Here is a 19,604-nt window from a genome sequence, read left to right on the forward strand (position 1 = left end):
GCGGCGCATGTGGCGGGGGTGTTGTCGCTGGCGGATGCGTGTGTGCTGGTGGCGGCCCGTGCGCGGTTGATGCAGGCGCTGCCTGCGGGTGGTGCAATGGTGGCTGTGCAGGCGGCGGAGGGTGAGGTGGTAGGGCGGCTGGTCGACGGGGTGTCGATCGCGGCGGTCAACGGGCCGGAGTCGGTGGTCATTGCCGGGGGCGAGTCCGAGGTGCTGCGGATCGCGGAGGAGCTGGCGGCCGAGGGGCGGAAGACCCAGCGGCTGTCGGTCAGTCACGCGTTCCATTCGCCGTTGATGGAGCCGATGCTGGCGGAGTTCCGGCGGGTGGCCGAGGGGCTGTCGTACGAGGCTCCGCGCATCCCGCTTGTCTCCAATGTGACGGGCGGACTCGCCACCGAGAGCATCGTCTGCACGGCCGACTACTGGGTGCGACACGTGCGGGAGACCGTGCGCTTCGCCGATGGTGTACGTGCCATGGCGGCTGAAGACGTCGAGGCCTACCTGGAGTTGGGCCCGGATGGTGTGCTGACGGCCATGGCCCAGCACAGCCTTGACGGTGCCGACACCCACGTAGCGGTATCGGCCCTGCGCAAGGACCGTCCCGAGGAAACGGCCCTACTCACGGCTCTGGCGCGGCTGCATGTGGCAGGTGTCGGGGTGGACTGGTCCGCCTGGTTCGCCGACACCGGTGCCCGCCGCGTGGACCTGCCCACCTACCCCTTCCGGCACGAGCGGTACTGGCCCCGGCCGGCCGCACTGTCCGGGGATGTGACCGGCGCCGGTCTGCTGCCCGCGGAGCACCCCCTGCTGGGCGCGACACTGACCCTCGCGGACGATGGCGGGGTGGTGCTGACCGGCAGGCTGTCGCTCCAGGCATACCCGTGGCTGACCGACCATACCATGGGCGGCAGCGTGCTCTTCCCGGCCACCGGTTTCCTGGAGCTGGCGATGCGCGCCGGTGACCAGGTCGGCTGCGAGCGGGTCGAGGAATTCGTGCTGATGTCCCCGCTGGTGCTGACCGAGGAACGGGCCACCCAGGTCCAGGTGCTCGTCGCGGCCGCTGACGACGCGGGCGCCCGCTCGGTCTCGGTGTATTCGCGCCCGGACGGCGCCCTCGACCAGCCATGGGAGCAACACGCGGGCGGCACATTGACCTCGGGGGAGCGGATCGGGGGCTTCGGTTCCGCGGTCTGGCCGCCGCGGGACGCGGAGGCCGTTGACCTGGAGGGGTTTTACGAGGGGACCGGGTACGGCCCCGCTTTCCAGGGGCTGCGCTCGGTGTGGCAGTGCGAGGACGGGGCCTACGTGGAGGTGGCGCTGCCGGACCAGGTCGCCGAGGACGCCGGATCCTTCGGACTGCATCCGGTACTGCTGGACGCGGTGCTCCAGTCCCGTCGGATGGCCGGCATCGGCAGGAAGGGCGACCAGCTCGTGCCGTTCGCCTGGCGGGGTGTGTCCCTGCATGCCGGAGGAGCTTCGGTGCTGCGGGCACGGGTGGTGAAGACCGGTGAGGAATCGGTGTCCATCACGGCTGTCGACGTCGAGGGCGCGCCCGTCCTGTCCGTCGAGGAACTCGTCCTGCGCGGCCAACAGGCCGGTGTGGGAGCCGCGTTGACGGCACAACGTGGTGCAGGCAACGACTCGCTGTTGTCGTTGGAGTGGGTGGCGGGTCCGGAGGTGCAGCCGGCTGAGGTGCGGTGTGTGTCCCTGGGCGCGGATGTGTTGGGCGTCGGGGCGTCGGTCGGGTCCCTGTCGGAGCTGACCGGTGACGAGGACCTTGTGGTGGTTCCAGTGTCCGGTACGGACGGCGACGTTCCTGCCCGCGCCCACGAACTCACCGCTCAGGTGTTGGGTGTGCTTCAGGAGTGGTTGGCCCGGGAGGAGGCGGGGTCCTGCCGTCTGGTGTTTGTTACGCGGGGTGCTGTGGCGGCTGGTGTGGGTGAGCCGGTGGTGGATGTGGCGGCGGCTGCGGTGTGGGGTCTGGTGCGTTCGGCGCAGTCGGAGAATCCGGGGCGGCTGGCGCTGGTGGATCTGGAGGACGGGGCCCTCGGCCCGGTGCTCGGAGAGCTGCCGGGTCTGCTGGCTGCCGGGGAGGCCCAGTTCGTGGTGCGTGATGGTGTGCTGCGGGTGGGCCGGCTGGCCGAACTGGGCGAAGAGGTGGGGGAGGTGCCGCGGGATTGGGATGCGGACGGCACGGTGTTGATCACTGGTGGCACCGGGGGGCTGGGGCGTGAGCTGGCCCGGCATCTGGTGGCCGAGCACGGTGTGCGGCATCTGCTGCTGGTCAGCCGTAGCGGTCCGGATGCGCCGGGTGCGGGGGAGCTGCGGGAGGAGTTGGCGGCCTACGGTGCCGAGGTCGCGGTCCGCGCCTGTGATGTGGCGGACCGGGTGGCGGTGGAGGCGGCCGTGGGTGCGGTGTCTGCCGCGCATCCGCTGACCGCGGTGATCCATACGGCGGGTGTGCTCGATGACGGTGTGGTGACCTCGTTGACGCCGCAGCGGTTGTCGGGGGTGCTGCGTCCGAAGGCGGATGCCGCCTGGCATCTGCACGAGGCCACCAAGGACCTGAACCTGACCGCCTTCGTGCTCTACTCGTCCATTTCCGGTGTGGTCGGTTCTCCGGGCCAGGGCAACTACGCGGCGGGCAACACGTTCCTGGACGCGCTCGCCGGGTACCGGGCCGGGCGGGGGCTGCCCGCGCAGTCGCTGTCGTGGGGTGCCTGGGCGCAGGGCGGGGGCATGACCGCTGCCCTCTCGGACGCGGACATGCAGCGCATGGCGTCGTACGGAACTGCCCCGCTCAGCCCGGAGCGGGGACTGGCACTGTTCGACACGGCCACCGCTACCGGCGCGGCACACCTTGTCGCGGTGGGCCGGACTTCGGGGCAGGTGCGTGCCCAAGGGCCGGTGCCGCCGGTGCTGCAGGGGCTGGTCAAGGGCTCGCGGCGGGTGGCCGCGAGTGCCGCGGCGGGTGCCGGGACGGCCGCCTCGCTCATCGACCGGCTGCGGGCCGTGCGTCCGGAGGAGCGGACGCGGCTGATGGCCGACGTCGTACGGACCGAGGCCGCCGCCGTACTCGGACACGCCTCGGCCCAGGGCGTCGATGCCCGGCGCGAGTTCTACGAGCTGGGCTTCGACTCGCTGACCTCCGTCGAACTGCGCAACCGGCTCTCCACCATCACCGGCCTGCACCTGTCGGCAACCGTGGTCTTCGACAGCAAGACCCCCACCGACCTCGCAGCCCGGCTCTACGCCGACCTGGCCGCCCAGTCGTCCCTGGACGGCTCCGCGTCGCAAGCGGGCTTCCTCCCGGCCGCCGCACCGGAGACCGACTCGCTGGAGCGGATGTTCCTCGACGCCTTGGAGAGCGGCAAGGTCCCGGAAGCCCAGCACATGCTCTCCGCCCTCGGTGCCCTCCGCCCGAGCTTCGAGAACACCGCCGAACTGGAGGATCTGCCGCTCCCGGCCACCCTTGCCGAGGGCCCCGGCGCGCCGCGGCTGATCTGCGTCAGTACACCCACCGCCAACGGCGGCGTACACGAGTACGTCAGGCTCGCCGCACCCTTCCGGGACGAGCGGCACGTCAGCGCGCTGCCGCTGGTCGGCTTCGCCACGGGGGAGCGTCTGCCGGCGAACCCCGAGACCGCGGTGCGGGTCATCGCGGAGAGCGCGCTGCGCGCGAGCGACGGCAACCCCTTCGTCCTGGTCGGGCACTCGTCCGCCGGTGCCTTCGCCTACCTGGCGGCGGCCCTGCTGGAGAACACCTGGGGCATCAGGCCCGAGGCCGTGGTGCTGCTGGACACCCTCAGCCTCCGGCACGAGCAGAACGAGAGCATCGACTACGCGGGCCTGATGCGACGCCACTTCATGGTCGACGAAATTTCGCCGGTACGGATGACGAACTCCAGGCTCTCGGCGATGGCCCGCTGGATGGGCATGCTGAACCAGCTCGAAGTCCGGCACACGACCGTCCCCGTACTGATCGTCCGTGCCACCCGGGAGACCTTCGGCATCGGGACCGACACCGGGATCTACGGCGAGGACCACGGCAGCCCGGTCGACGTCCGCAACGTGGACGCGGACCACTTCTCCATGGTCCGCGACGACGCGCCGGAGACCGCGCGCATCGTCAAGGAATGGCTCGGCAGCCTCGGCACCGCGTGACGCCGGCAACGGGTGGCCCCGTAGCCGGGTGACGACGGCACGGGAGCGGAACGTTCAGGCGGGCGGCCACCGGGCCGCCCGCCTGAACGTGTCATGTTGATGCGTGTCGACAGGCGGGCGGGCAGCGGAAAGTGCCGCCGCCGTGAGGGATGCTTCCCTTCACGGCGGCGGCACGGCAACGATCTTCTGCCAGGAGCAGCCCTTACCAGGTGATGCGCAGCTCGGCGAAACCGCCCGACAACTGGCCCTCCTTCAGGCGCAGTTCCTCCACAGGGAGTTCCAGGCGCAGTTCCGGCAGCCGGGTGAACAGCTTGGTGAACATCGTTGTGAGCTCCAGGCGCGCGAGCGGAGCGCCGATGCAGTGCCAGATGCCGTGGCCGAAGGTCAGGTGCGGGTTGGGGGCCCGGGTGACGTCGAACTCCTCCGGCCCCGTGAATGCCCGCTCGTCGAAGTTGGGCAGGCCGAGGTCGAACAGGACCAGGTCCCCGGCCCGTATGGTCACCCCGCCGAATTCCATGTCCTCGCTGGCGTAACGCGGCGGCAGGACCGACCCGCCGGCGCGTGCGGTGCGCAGCACCTCCTCCACGGCACGCGTCATCACGGTGGGGTCGGCCAGCGCGGCCGCGCGCTGGCCGGGGTGGGAGGCCAGCAGGGCCACGCCGTTGTCCATGATGCTCGCGACGCTGTCCAGCCCGGCGAACAACAGCCCCATGGCCAAGTGCGCCACACGGTCCTCGGGCAGTTCACCGTCGTTCAGCCGGGAAATGATGTCGGGGCCGGGCTCGGCCCGCTTGTGCTCGACCAGTCCTTCCACGTACGCGTACAGCTCGTGCTGGGCCTTCATGGCGCTGTCGCGGTCGTCCAGCTTGGCGATGCCGGCCAGCAGTGTGGTCAGCTCGTCGCGGCGCTGCGGCGGTACCCCGATGACCTCGCAGAGCACGGTGAGGGCGAACGGCACCGAAAGCTCACCGTGGAAGTCGCCGGGAGACCCCTTGGCGATGAACGCGTCCAGCAAGGTGTCCGCGGCGTCCTCCACCTTCGGCCGCATCTCCATCACACGCCGGGCCGAGAACAACGGCGTGAGCAGGCGGCGGGTCTCGGCGTGCTGCCGGCGCCCGGTCTCGGCGTCGCTGTCGCTGATCAGCAGGTCCAGGAACGGGCTGCGTACGTACTGCGCGGCGGAGGACGGATCGGGGTGCGTGCGGCCGATGCGCTCGTCGTGCAGCAGCTGCTTGAGTTCGGCGTGGCGGGTCACCAGCCACGCCTCGTCCCCGGCGGGTGTGCGCACCCGGTGGATCGGCCCCCGGTCCTGCAACGCGCGCAGGAGCGGGCTCAGCTCCAGCATCTTGGGCGGTTCGAGGTTGAGGCAGGGCAGGTCTTGGGAGGCAGCGGTCATAGGAGACCCCTTACGTGTGCTTCATGGCGTGACGGGTGGGGTGTGACGCTAGCGACCTCGGGACCGGGAAAACCCTACAAATTGCTCGGGCGCGGCCCCGGCTGCCGCCCTCCCCAATGGGGTGGCGGCTGTCCGCGGAGTCGAGATCCCGCCTCCGGGGAGCGGCGCGTGATCTAGGGAAACCCGCAGTCCGCCTTGTGGAAGATGGCAGGGAAACGGTCGGACGTGCGTGTCGGCGCTCTGTGCCCCAGGTCCGGCATTCCCACCGAGCGATTGGCGTCCTGATGTCGAACGAGGAGAAGCTGCGCGAGTACCTCAAGCGCGCGATCGCGGACCTTCACGAGACTCGTCAGCAATTGGACGAGACGGAGGCGAAGCAGACGGAGCCCATCGCGATCGTCTCGATGGCCTGCCGCTTCCCCGGCGGCGTCCGCTCGCCCGAAGAACTGTGGGAGCTGCTGCGCGACGGCGTCGACGCGATCTCCTCCTTCCCCCGCAACCGCGGCTGGGACCTGGACGCGCTCTACCACCCCGACCCGGCCCACCAGGGCACCGCCTACGCCCGCGAGGGCGGGTTCCTGCACGACGCGGGCGAGTTCGACCCCGGCTTCTTCGGGATCTCCCCGCGCGAGGCGCTCGCCATGGACCCCCAGCAGCGGCTGCTCCTGGAGACCGCGTGGGAAGCCGTCGAACGGGCCGGCATCGACCCGGCATCCCTCGCGGGCAGCCGCACCGGCGTGTTCGTCGGCACCGGCCACGGAGGGTACGACGCCGAGGGCGGGCGGCGGGCCGACGAGGTCGGCGGGCACCTGCTGACCGGCAACCACATCAGCATCGCCTCCGGCCGGATCTCCTACGTCCTGGGCCTGGAGGGACCCGCGCTGACCGTGGACACGGCATGCTCCTCGTCGCTGGTGGCCCTGCACCTCGCCGCGCACGCGCTGCGGCGCGGCGAGTGCGCCATGGCCCTGGTGGGCGGCGCGACCGTGATGTCCACCCCGCAGATGTTCGTGGAGTTCTCCCGCCAGCGTGGCCTGGCTCCCGACGGCCGCTGCAAGCCGTTCGCGGCCGCCGCCGACGGCACCGGCTGGAGCGAGGGCGTGGGACTGCTGCTCGTCGAGCGGCTCTCCGACGCCGTACGCAACGGCCATCCCGTACTGGCCGTGCTGAAGGGCTCGGCCGTCAACCAGGACGGCGCGTCCAACGGACTGACCGCCCCCAACGGCCCCTCGCAGCAACGCGTCATCCGCCAGGCACTGACCGGCGCGGGCCTGACCGCCCCGGACGTCGACGCGGTGGAGGCGCACGGCACCGGCACCACGCTCGGCGACCCCGTCGAGGCGCACGCCCTGCTGGCCACCTACGGGCAGCAGCGCCCCGCGGACCGGCCCGTGCTGATCGGCTCCATGAAGTCCAACATCGGGCACACCCAGGCCGCCGCCGGTATCGCGGGCGTGATGAAGATGGTCCTGGCGATGCGGCACGGGCACCTGCCCAAGACCCTGCACCTGGACGAGCCCACCGGGCACGTCGACTGGAATGAGGGCAGTGCCAGGCTCCTCGCGGAGCCCGAGCCCTGGCCGAGCGCCGAGCGCCCGCGCCGCGCCGCCGTCTCCTCCTTCGGCATCAGCGGCACCAACGCCCACGTCATCCTGGAGCAGGCACCCGAGGCCGCGGCCCACAAGGCCGGACCGGGCCCCGAGGCGGCCGCCCGTCCGGGCGTGCTGCCCTGGATCCTGTCGGCCCGCACCGAAGCGGCCCTGCACGCCCAGGCCGCGCGCCTCGGCCGCCACCTACGGGACCGCGCCGACCTCGAACCGGCCGCCGTCGCCCACGCCCTCGCGGGCACCCGGACCCTCATGGAACACCGCGCGGTCCTGGTCGCGGACGACCGCGCGGCGTTCCTGCGCGGCCTGGACGCCCTTGCCGCGGGCCGCACGGCCACCGGCCTGGTCAGCGGCGTCGCCGCCAAGGCCCGCACCGCGTTCCTCTTCGCCGGGCAGGGCTCCCAGCGCCTTGGCATGGGACGCGAACTGCACGCCGCGTACCCCGCGTTCGCCGACGCCTTCGACGCGGTGTGCGCCGAACTCGACCCGCACCTGGACCGGCCGCTGCGCGACATCGTCTTCGCGGCGGAAGGCAGCGCCGAGGCCGCCCTGCTCGACCGGACCGCCTACACCCAGGCCGCACTCTTCGCCCTGGAAACCGCCCTGTTCCGTCTCGCCGAATCGTGGGGTGCGGCGCCGCAGTTCGTCGCCGGGCACTCCATCGGCGAGCTCACCGCCGCCCACGTCAGCGGCGTACTGACCCTCCAGGACGCCGCACGGCTGGTCGCCGCGCGTGGCACGCTCATGCAGGCGCTGCCCGAAGGCGGCGCCATGGTGGCGATCCAGGCCACCGAGGAGGAGATCCGCGACCGCCTGGCCGGCCACGAGGACCGTGCCGCCCTCGCGGCGGCCAACGGACCCGGCTCCCTCGTCGTCTCGGGCGACGAACAGACCGTCACCGAGATAGCGGCCCACTTCGCGGCACAGGGCCGCCGCACCAAGCGACTGCGGGTCAGCCACGCCTTCCACTCCCCGCACATGGACGGCATGCTGGAGGACTTCCGGCGCGTCGCCCGCGGCCTGACCTTCCACGCCCCCCGCATCCCCGTGGTGTCCACGGTGACCGGCACGCTCGCCACCGAGGAAGACCTGCGCTCGCCCGACTACTGGGTCAGGCAGGTCCGCGAAGCAGTACGCTTCTGCGCCGCCGTGCGCACCCTCGAGGCCGAGGGCGTCACCGCCTTCGTGGAGATCGGCCCCGGCGGCGTCCTCACCCCCATGGTCCAGGACAGCCTGACCACCCTTGAGGAGCCCGTCCCCCCTGTTCTCGTGTCCCTCCTGCGCACCGGCCGCCCCGAAGCATCCGCCCTCACCGAAGGCATCGCCACCGCCTTCGCGCACGGCGTCCACGTCGACTGGTCCGCCTGCCTCAGCACATCAGGCACGTCCGGCGCTCCCGGCGCCGAACTGCCCACCTACGCCTTCCAACGCCAGTGGTACTGGCTCGACCCGGCCGGCCGCGACGAGGAGGAGGCGGACGCCCCCGAAGCGGGCGAGGCCGGATTCTGGGCGGCCGTCGAACGCGAGGACCTCCAGGAGCTGACGGCCGTACTGGCCATCGACGGCAGCGACGCGGACTCCCTGGGCACCCTCCTGCCCACCCTCTCCTCCTGGCGCAGGCAGCGCAGGACCCAGGCCGCGGCGGACCGCCTCAGCTACCGGACCCACTGGGCCCCGCGCACCGCCTCCGACGGTCCCGCCGCCACCGGACACTGGCTCGTCGTCCTGCCCGACGGCACCACCGACGACCCGTGGACCGCCCGCCTCCTGGACGCCCTGCGCGACCACGGCCTCCACACCGATGTACGCGAACTGTCCGCCACCCACGAACCCGGCGCCCCCTTCGCCCGGCCCGACACCCCCGTCGACGGCGTGCTCTCCCTGCTGGCCCTCGACGAGCGGCCCCACCCGCACCTGTCCTCCGTGCCACGCGGTCTGGCCGCCACCATCACGCTGATGCACGCCCTGGAGGCCGCCGGCATCCAGGCACCGCTGTGGTGTGTGACCCGCGGCGCCGTCGCCGTCGACCGGCACGAGGCGCTCGACAGCCCCGTACAGGCACAGACATGGGGCCTGGGCCGGGTGGCCGCGCTGGAGGCCCCGCAGAGCTGGGGCGGGCTCGTCGACCTCCCCGAGAACCTGGAAGGGCGGACCGTCCCCGCGTTGCTGAGCGCCCTCGCCTCGCAGGAGGACCAGGTCGCGATCCGCCCGGCCGGGACCTTCACCCGCCGCCTGGAACGGATCACGCCCGGCGGCGACACCGGCGCCCGGTGGAGCACCCACGGCACCGTCCTGGTCACCGGCGGCACCGGCGCCCTGGGCGCACACCTCGCCCACTGGCTGGCCGACGCCGGAGCCGAACACCTCGTGCTCACCAGCCGTCGCGGTCCGCAGGCCCCCGGCGCGGCGGAACTCGCGGCAGCGCTCACCGACCGCGGCATCGAGGTCACCCTCGCCGCCTGCGACGCCGCCGACCGCGGCGCACTGGCGGCCGTCCTCGCCGGCATCCCGCCGCACCTGCCGCTGACCGGCGTCGTCCACGCCGCAGGCGTACTGGACGACGGCGTACTGGACGCGCTCACCCCCGAGCGCTTCGAAACCGTCCTGCGCCCCAAGGCCGGAGCCGCACAGAACCTGCACGAACTCACCCAGGACCTGAACCTGGACCACTTCGTGCTGTTCTCCTCCATCGTCGGTGTCCTGGGCAATGCCGGACAGGCCAACTACGCCGCTGCCAACGCCTACCTGGACGCCCTCGCCGAGCAGCGCCACCGGCAGGGCCTCCCGGCCACCTCCGTGTCCTGGGGCCCCTGGGCGGGCGAGGGCATGGCCACCGACAGTGACGCCGCCGACCGGATGAGCCGCGACGGACTGCTGCCCATGGCCGCGGCTCCCGCACTCGCCGCCCTGCGCCAGGCCCTCGCCCAGGGCATGACGCACGTGACCGTGGCCGACGTCGTCTGGAGCGCCTACGCTCCCGTCCTGACCGCCGTACGCCCCAGCCCCCTCATCGGCGACCTGCCCGAGGCCCGCCGCGCGCTCGGCCCCGCCGACGCACCGCGCCGCGAACGCTCCCCCCTGCGCGAACGGATCGGCGCACTGCCACCCGCCGAACAGGAACAGGCGCTCCTGGCCATGGTCAGGGAAGAGGCCGCGAAGGTCCTCGGTCACCCGTCACCGGACACCGTCGACGCCCGACGCGCCTTCCGCGAGCAGGGCTTCGACTCCCTGATGGCCGTCGACCTGCGCAACCGGCTGTCCGCCGCCACGGGCCTGCGGCTGCCCACCACCCTGCTGTTCGACCACCCCTCTTCCGCCGCGGTCGCCGCGTACCTGCGCTCGGAGGTGCTGGGCGCCGCCGGGCCCGCCACCGTCGTACGGGCCTCGGCCGCAGCCCAGGACGAACCGGTGGCGATCGTCGGCATGGCCTGCCGCTTCCCCGGCGGCGTGAACTCACCCGAGGCCCTGTGGCAGCTCCTCGCCGAGGGCGGCGACGCCATCACCCCCATGCCCGCCGACCGGGGCTGGGACCTGGACCGGCTCTACCACCCCGATCCCGACCACCAGGGCACCAGCTATGCCCGGGGCGGCGGGTTCCTGGACGGCGCCGCCGACTTCGACGCGCACTTCTTCGGCATCTCGCCGCGCGAGGCCCTCGCCATGGACCCGCAGCAGCGGCTGCTCCTGGAGACCACCTGGGAGGTGCTCGAACAGGCGGGTATCGACCCGGAGACTCTGCGGGGCAGCAGCACCGGCGTCTTCGCGGGCACCAACACCCAGGACTACGGCACGGTGCTGGACACGGCGCAGGAGGAAGCCGGCGGACACCGGCTCACCGGCAACGCGATGAGCGTCGTCTCCGGCCGGGTCTCCTACACCTTCGGCTTCGAAGGACCGGCCGTCACGGTGGACACGGCGTGCTCCTCCTCCCTGGTGGCCCTGCACATGGCCGCCCAGGCGCTGCGCCAGGGCGAGTGCTCCCTGGCGGTCGCGGGCGGTGTGACGGTGATGTCCACCCCGTCCTCCTTCGTGGAGTTCGCCCGGCAGCGCGGGCTGGCCCCCGACGGCCGCTGCAAGCCGTTCGCGGCCGCCGCCGACGGCACCGGCTGGAGCGAGGGCGTCGGCCTGCTGCTGGTCGAACGGCTCAGCGACGCCCGGCGCAACGGCCACCAGGTGCTCGCCGTGGTACGGGGTTCGGCCGTCAACCAGGACGGCGCGTCCAACGGTCTGAGCGCCCCCAGCGGCCCGTCGCAGCAGCGGGTGATCCGGCAGGCCCTGGCCAACGCCCAGCTGGACGCCACCGAAGTCGACGCCGTGGAGGCCCACGGCACGGGCACCACGCTCGGCGACCCGATCGAGGCCCAGGCACTGCTGGCCACCTACGGCCAGGAGCGTCCGCCGGAGCAGCCGCTGCTGCTGGGCGCGGTGAAGTCCAACCTCGGACACACCCAGGCCGCCGCCGGTGTGGCGGGCGTGATGAAGATGGTGCTGGCGATGCGGCACGGCATACTGCCGCGCACCCTGCACGTCGACGAGCCCACCGGGCACGTCGACTGGACCGCGGGCGCCGTCGAGCTGCTCACCGAGCACACGGACTGGCCCGGGACGGGCCGGCCCCGGCGGGCCGCGGTCTCCGCGTTCGGCATCAGCGGCACCAACGCGCACGTGGTCCTGGAACTGCCCCCGGCCCCGGAACCCGAGCCGCCGTCCACCGCTCCTGACGGGACGGCCACCGCCCCCGACGGGCCGGCACCGCTGCTGCTCTCCGCCAAGAGCGAGAGCGCCCTGCGCGCCCAGGCCGCCCGACTGCGCGCCCACTTGGAACGCGAACCAGCGCCCCGGCTCATGGACGCCGCCCACACGCTGGCGACCCGCCGCACGGCCTTCATCCACCGCGCGGCCGTCCGCGCCGACGACCGCGATGCCGCGCTGCGTGCCCTGGCCGCCCTGGCCGCGGGCGAGGCCGACCCCGCCGTGGACACGGGCACGGCCCACCCCGGCCGGGACGCCGTCCTCTTCTCCGGCCAGGGATCCCAACGCCTCGGCATGGGGCGCGAGCTGCACGCCCGCCACCCGGTCTTCGCGGCGGCGTTCGACGCGGTGTGTGCCGCGCTGGACGAGCACCTGGACCGCCCCCTGCGGGACGTCGTCTGGGGTGAGGACGCGGAAGCGCTGAACCGGACGGCCCACGCCCAGGCCGGGCTGTTCGCCATCGAGGTGGCCCTGTTCCGGCTCGTGGAATCCTGGGGCGTACGTCCCCAGTACGTGGCCGGGCACTCCGTCGGCGAGATCGCCGCCGCGCATGTCGCCGGGGTGTTCTCACTGGCCGACGCCTGCACGCTGGTGGCGGCACGCGGACGGCTGATGCAGGCCCTGCCCGCCGGCGGTGCGATGGTGGCGATCCGGGCCACCGAGGAAGAGGTGCGCCCGCACCTGACCGAGGACATCGCGATCGCCGCCGTCAACGGCCCCCGGTCCACCGTGGTCTCCGGCGCCGAGGCCGCCGTACTCACGCTCGCGGCGTACTTCGAGGCCGAGGGCCGCAGGACCACCCGCCTGCGGGTCTCGCACGCCTTCCACTCGCCCCTGATGGACCCCATGCTGGCCGATTTCCGGGCCGTCGCCGAGGGCTTGTCCTACGGCGAGCCGCAGCTGGCCGTCGTCTCGAACGTCACCGGCGAACTTGCCACCCGCGACCAGCTGCGCAGTCCCGAGTACTGGGTGACCCACGTCCGCGCCGCGGTACGGTTCGCCGACGGGATCCGCGCCCTGCGCGCGCAGGGCGTGACCCGCTTCCTGGAGCTGGGCCCCGACGGCACGCTCGCGGCCATGGCACGCGAGTCGCTGCCGGACGAGGACCTGGCGGGCCCGAACGCTCCCGGCGAAACCGTTCTCGTACCCGCCCTGCGCCGGGACCGCCCGGAAGCGGCGGCCCTCCTCGCGGCCCTGACGCGACTGCACGTACACGGCGCCGAGACCGACTGGTCCGCGTTCCTCGACGACCGGGACGCGCGCGTCGTCGACCTGCCGACGTACGCCTTCCAGCACCAGCGGTTCTGGCCGACCCCCGACCACACCCGCACCGGAGACCTCGGCGCCGCCGGTCTCGAAGCGGCCGGCCACCCGCTGCTGAGCGCCTCCGCGGAGCTGCCCGACGGCGACGGCCTGCTGTTCACCACCCGCCTCTCGCTCCAGACCCACCCCTGGCTGGCCGGGCACACCATCATGGGATCCGTCCTGCTGCCGGGCACGGCCTTCGCCGAACTCGCCATCCGCGCCGCCGACGAGGCGGGCTGCGACCGCGTCGACGAACTGACCCTGGCCGCCCCGCTCGTCCTGCCCGAGCACGGCGGCGTACAACTCCAGCTGCGCGTGGGACCCGCCGACGAGGCCGGCCGGCGCACCCTGACCGCCCGCTCCAGGGAGGAGAGCGACGGCGACCGCCCGTGGCGGCAGCACGCCACCGGCGTCCTCGCCACCGGCCCGCACCCGGCCGCCGACGGCTTCGACTTCACCGCCGCGCCCTGGCCGCCCGCCGACGCCGAACCCGTCGAGCTGACCGGCCTCTACCCGCGCCTGGCCGACCGCGGCTTCGACTACGGCCCCCACTTCCAGGGCCTGCGCACCGCATGGCGCCGAGGCGACGAGGTCTTCGCCGAGGTCGCGCTGCCCGCCGCGGCCGAAGGCGACGCGCCTGCCTACGGCCTGCACCCGGCGCTGCTCGACGCGGCCCTGCACGTCGTCACCTTCAACGGGGTCGACCAGGACGTCGTGCCCTTCTCCTGGGAAAGCGTCTCGCTGCACGCTTCCGGCGCCGCGGCGGTACGGGTCCGCGTGACCCGGCACAGCGCCGACACGGTGTCCGTGGACGTCGCCGACACCGCGGGCGAACCCGTCGCCTCCATCGGCACGCTCGTCCTGCGGCCGGTCTCCGCCGACCAGCTCGAAGGCGGGGCGAACCCGGCCGTCCGCGACGCGCTGTTCCGCCTCCAGTGGAACCCCGTACGCCTGCCCCCGGCCGAGGCCGCGGAGACCGTCGCGGCGATCGGTTCCCCCACCGACTCGTCGTTCCACCGGTACGCGGACCGGGTCGAGCACCATGCGGACCTGGCCTCCCTGGCCGGCTCCGGACGTGTGCCCGGCGCGGTGCTGGTGGCGCCGCCCGCAGGCACGTCGGGGACGGTGGAGTCCGTGCACGCCGCGACGGCGTGGGCCTTGGACGTGATCCAGTCGTGGCTGGCGGACGACCGGTTCGCGGCTTCGCGTCTGGTGTTCGTGACGCGGGGTGTGGTGTCGGGTGGGGATCTTGCGGGTGCGGCGGTGTGGGGCCTGGTGCGATCGGCACAGTCGGAGCATCCGGGCCGTTTCGGTCTGGTGGATGTGGACGGTGACGACGCCGATGTGGCGCTGGTATCGAGGGCGTTGGTGTTGGACGAGCCGCAGTTGCTGGTGCGTGGTGGTGAGGTCCTGGCGGCGCGGTTGGCTCGTGCTCAGGCACAGCAGGCTTTCCCCTGGGATCCGTCCGGTACGGTCCTGATCACTGGTGGTACCGGTGGTCTGGGCCGTACTGTCGCCCGGCATCTGGTGGTTGAGCGCGGGGTGCGGAGTGTGGTGTTGGTCAGCCGCAGGGGCCCGGGTGCCGAGGGTGCCGGGGAGCTGGTGGCTGAGCTGGAGGGGTATGGCGCGGGGGTTGTGGTCGAGGCGTGTGATGTGACGGATCGTATGGCCGTGGCCGACCTGGTCTCCCGCCACGTTCCCACCGCGGTCGTGCATACGGCCGGTGTGCTGGACGACGGTGTGGTGGAGTCGCTGACTCCCGAGCGGTTGTCGGGGGTGTTGCGTCCGAAGGTGGATGCTGCCTGGTATCTGCACGAGGCGACCGAGCACCTGGATCTGGATGCGTTTGTGGTGTTCTCGTCGGTGGCGGGCACGATCGGCAGTCCCGGTCAGGCCAACTATGCGGCGAGTAACGCCTTCTTGGACGCGCTGGCGCACCGTCGCCGGGCGGCGGGTCTGCCTGCGGTGTCGCTGGCGTGGGGCCCCTGGTCCCAGGACAGCGGCATGACCGGCACCCTCACCGAGGCCGACCTCCAGCGCATCGCCCGCCAAGGCATGCCCGAACTCACCCCCGCCCAGGGCGTGGCCCTCTTCGACGCCGCGCTGGCAGCCGGCGACGCCCAACTGCTTCCCGTACGTTTCGACCTGGCTGCCCTGCGCGAGCAGGGAGAGGTGCTCCCGCTGCTGCGCGGCCTGATCAGGACCCGCGCCCGGCGCTCGGCAGTCGGCGGTCCGGCCGCGGTGGCCGGTCTGGCGGGACGCCTGAGCGGGCTGGGGGCGGAGGAGCGGCGCGAGGTGCTCCTGGACCTGGTACGCGCCCAGATCGCGGTCGTCCTGGGCCACGCGACCCCGGAGACGATCGAGGCGACCCGCGTCTTCCAGGACCTCGGCTTCGACTCCCTGACCGCGGTCGAACTCCGCAACCGCCTCAACAACGCTACCGGCCTGCGCCTCTCGCCCACCGCCGTCTTCGACTACCCCACGGCGGACGCGCTCGTCAGCTTCCTGCTGGACGAACTGTTCGGCGCGCAGGGGGAGGCCGAGCTGCCGGTGCGGGCGCCGTCGCCCGCGGAGGCGGCCGACGACCCGGTGGTCATCGTCGGTATGAGCTGCCGTTATCCGGGGGGCGTCGCCTCGCCGGAGGACCTGTGGCGGCTGGTGTCCGACGGCGTGGACGCCGTCTCCGACTTCCCCACCGACCGCGGCTGGGACGTGGAAACCCTCTACAACCCGGACCCCGAGGCACTCGGCACCTCCTACAGCCGCTCCGGTGGCTTCCTCCACGAGGCGGCGGAGTTCGACCCCGAGTTCTTCGGGATGAGCCCGCGGGAGGCGCTGGCGACCGATGCCCAGCAGCGGCTGCTGCTGGAGACGGCCTGGGAAGCCATCGAGCGGACAGGCATCGACCCGGCATCGCTGCGGGGCAGCCGGACGGGCGTCTTCGCGGGCGTGATGTACACCGACTACGGCGACCTCCTCGTCGGCGACCAGTTCGAGGGCTACCGCAGCAACGGCAGCGCGGCCAGCATCGCCTCCGGGCGGGTCTCCTACACCTTCGGCTTCGAGGGCCCGGCGGTCACGGTGGACACCGCATGCTCGTCGTCGCTGGTGGCCCTGCACTGGGCGGCGCAGGCACTGCGCTCCGGCGAGTGCTCGCTGGCCCTCGCGGGCGGTGTGACGGTGATGTCGACACCGACCACGTTCGTCGAGTTCTCGCGACAGCGCGGACTGGCGGCGGACGGGCGCTGCAAGGCGTTCTCCGACGCTGCCGACGGTGTCGGCTGGGGCGAGGGCGTGGGCATGCTCGTGCTGGAGCGTCTGTCGGATGCGCGCCGTAATGGGCATCGGGTGCTTGCGGTGGTGCGGGGCAGTGCGGTGAATCAGGATGGTGCGTCGAATGGTCTGACGGCGCCGAATGGTCCGTCGCAGCAGCGGGTGATCCGGCAGGCGTTGGCGAGTGCTGGTTTGTCGGCTGCGGATGTTGATGCGGTGGAGGCGCACGGCACGGGTACGTCGTTGGGCGATCCGATCGAGGCGCAGGCACTGCTGGCCACTTACGGTCAGGGCCGTCCGGTGGAGCGGCCGCTGAGGCTGGGATCGGTGAAGTCCAACATCGGTCACGCGCAGGCGGCGTCGGGTGTCGCGGGTGTCATCAAGATGGTGCTGGCGATGCGTCATGGTGTGCTTCCGCGGACACTGCATGTCGATGAGCCCTCGACCCATGTGGACTGGGACGCAGGGGCGGTGGAGCTGCTGACCTCTGCTGCTGAGTGGCCGCAGGGGGAGGGGCCGCGCCGTGCGGGAGTCTCCTCGTTCGGCGTCAGCGGTACGAATGCCCACGTGATCCTGGAGCAGCCCGAACCGGTCGCGGCCGACGCAGCACCGGACACTCCGGTGACCGAGCCCGGCGCGCTGGCTTGGGTGCTTTCCGGCAGGAACGAGGCCGCGCTGCGCGGCCAGGCGGCACGCCTGCTGTCCCTGGTCGCCGGCCATGAGCCACTGTCCGCACTGGATGTCGGCCACTCGCTGGTGACGGGGCGGTCGAGCTTCACCCGCCGCGCGGTGGTGTGGGGCCAGGACAGCGACGCACTGGTACGGGCACTGTCCGCGCTCGCGGTGGGCGAGGCCGACGCCGGTCTGGCGGAGGGCTCGGCCGGTGCCGGGAAGACAGCCTTCTTGTTCTCGGGCCAGGGTTCGCAACGCCTGGGTATGGGCCGGGAGTTGTACGGCCGTTTCCCGGTGTTCGCGGCGGCGTTCGATGCGGTGTGCGCCGCGCTGGATGAGCACCTGGAGCGTCCTTTGCGGGACGTTGTCTGGGGTGAGGACGCGGAGCTGCTGAACCGGACCGCGTACGCCCAGGCGTCCCTGTTCGCGATCGAGGTGGCGCTGTACCGCCTGGCGGAGTCGTGGGGCGTGCGCCCGGACTTCGTGGCGGGCCATTCGATCGGTGAAGTATCCGCGGCGCATGTGGCGGGCGTCTTCTCCCTCCCGGATGCCTGTGCGCTGGTCGCGGCACGCGGCCGGCTGATGCAGGCCCTCCCCGCCGGCGGGGCGATGGTGGCGATCCGGGCGACGGAGGACGAAGTTCTTGCGCATCTGACGCCGCAGGTGTCGATCGCGGCCGTCAACGGCCCGTCGTCGGTCGTGGTCTCGGGCGCCGAGGAGGCAGTGCTCGCCGTCGCGGCGCACTTCGAGGGGGAGGGACGCAAGACCAGCAGGCTGCGGGTCTCGCACGCCTTCCACTCACCACTCATGGAACCCATGCTGGACGACTTCCGCGCGGTGGTGGCACGGCTGTCGTTCGGCACACCGGCGATCCCCGTCGTGTCGAACCTGACAGGCAGCCTCGCCGAACCCGACCAGCTCACCCGAGCCGACTACTGGGTCCGGCACGTCCGCGAAGCAGTGCGTTTCGCGGACGGGATACGCGCTCTGGACGCGGAAGGGGCGACGCGGTTCCTGGAACTCGGCCCGGACGGTGTGCTGTCGGCACTGGCCCGCGAGTCCGCACCTGACGAAGCCGTACTCGCCCCCGTCCTGCGCAAGGACCGCCCCGAGGGGACGACGCTGCTGGGTGCCCTGGCACAGCTGTACGTCCGGGGTGTGAGCGTGGACTGGACGGTGCTGTTCGGTGGCACGGGTGCGCGGTGGGTGGATCTGCCGACGTACGCGTTCCAGCGTGAGCGGTTCTGGCCGTCGGGTGGGGCGGTGCGTGCGGGCGACGTGCGGTTCGCGGGTCTGGGCTCGGCGGGGCATCCGTTGCTGGGTGCGGCGGTGGAGCTGGCGGGTTCGGGTGGTTTGCTGTTCACGGGCCGGTTGTCGGTGTCCTCGCATCCGTGGTTGGCGGATCATGTGGTGCTGGGGTCCGTCCTCGTCCCCGGCACGGCGTTGGTGGAACTGGTGTTGCGAGCGGCCGATGAGGTCGGCTGTGATGTGGTGGAGGAGCTGACGCACGCCGCGCCCCTGGTGCTGCCCGCCTCGGGCAGTGGTGTGCAGGTGCAGGTATGGCTGGGGGAGCCGGACGGTTCGGGTCGACGGCAGGTCTCGGTGCACGCGCGTGAGGACGAGGACCCGTGGACGCTGCACGCCGAAGGTGCGGTGACCACAGGGGCCGAAGCGGCTCCCTTCGATGCCGCCGTATGGCCTCCGAAGGGCGCGGAGGCCGTGGACGTGGCCGACTGCTACGACGAACTCGCCGACAGTGGGCTCACGTACGGCCCGGTGTTCCAGGGCCTGCGGGCGGCCTGGAAACTCGGCGGGGACATCTACGCCGAGGTGACGCTTCCCGAGGGCACCGACGGTGACGCCTACGGCCTGCACCCGGCGCTCTTCGACGCGGCGCTGCACGCCGCGGCACTGAGCGGCGGTGAAGCGGGCGGCGTCCCGTTCTCCTGGGCCGGAGTGTCCCTGCACACTTCCGGCGCCTCGCGTCTCCGCGTCCGTATCCGTGACACGGGCGGCGCGCTGTCCGTCGCGATCGCGGATTCGACCGGTGCGCCCGTCGCCTCGGTGGAGTCACTGGTGATCCGCCCGCTCCTGCCCGGACAGCTGCGGACCACCGACCGTGACTCCCTCTTCAGGGTCGACTGGAACCCCGTCCCGCTCACGGACGAGCGCGTCGAGCTGGGCACCGGTCCGGAGGGCGAGCCGTTGCGGACCCTCGCGGACCTGGAGCCGCTGGCGGAAGCGACCGTGCCCGGAGCGGTCCTGGTCTCGCCGCCCGCCGACACCACCGGAACGGTGGAGTCCGTACACGTCGCTGCCGGCTGGGCCTTGGAAATGGTGCAGTCGTGGCTGGCGGATGACCGGTTCGCGGCTTCGCGTCTGGTGTTCGTGACGCGGGGTGTGGTGTCGGGTGGGGATCTTGCGGGTGCGGCGGT

Annotated in this window: 3 protein-coding genes; 2 read left to right on the forward strand and 1 reads right to left on the reverse strand. The window is 72.5% G+C overall.

The features are described 5' to 3' along the window. The coding region (locus ACZ4Z1_RS41215) for an SDR family NAD(P)-dependent oxidoreductase (protein ID WP_468491847.1) at nucleotides 1-4,164 on the forward strand (4,164 nt) is incomplete at its 5' end. A 202-nt stretch (nucleotides 4,165-4,366) separates the two neighbouring features. On the opposite strand, the gene ACZ4Z1_RS41220 is transcribed toward ACZ4Z1_RS41215, so the two are convergent. After that, nucleotides 4,367-5,560 (reverse strand): cytochrome P450, encoded by a 1,194-nt coding sequence (locus ACZ4Z1_RS41220; RefSeq protein WP_468491848.1) that lies wholly within the window; start codon nucleotides 5,558-5,560, stop codon nucleotides 4,367-4,369. Between the two features lie 281 nt (nucleotides 5,561-5,841). Here ACZ4Z1_RS41220 and ACZ4Z1_RS41225 point away from each other — a divergent pair. Beyond that, nucleotides 5,842-19,604, forward strand: a 13,763-nt coding sequence (locus ACZ4Z1_RS41225; RefSeq protein ID WP_468491849.1) for a type I polyketide synthase, incomplete at its 3' end; no start/stop codon positions are given.

It is taken from the genome of Streptomyces sp. NPDC030165, from assembly GCF_055573595.1.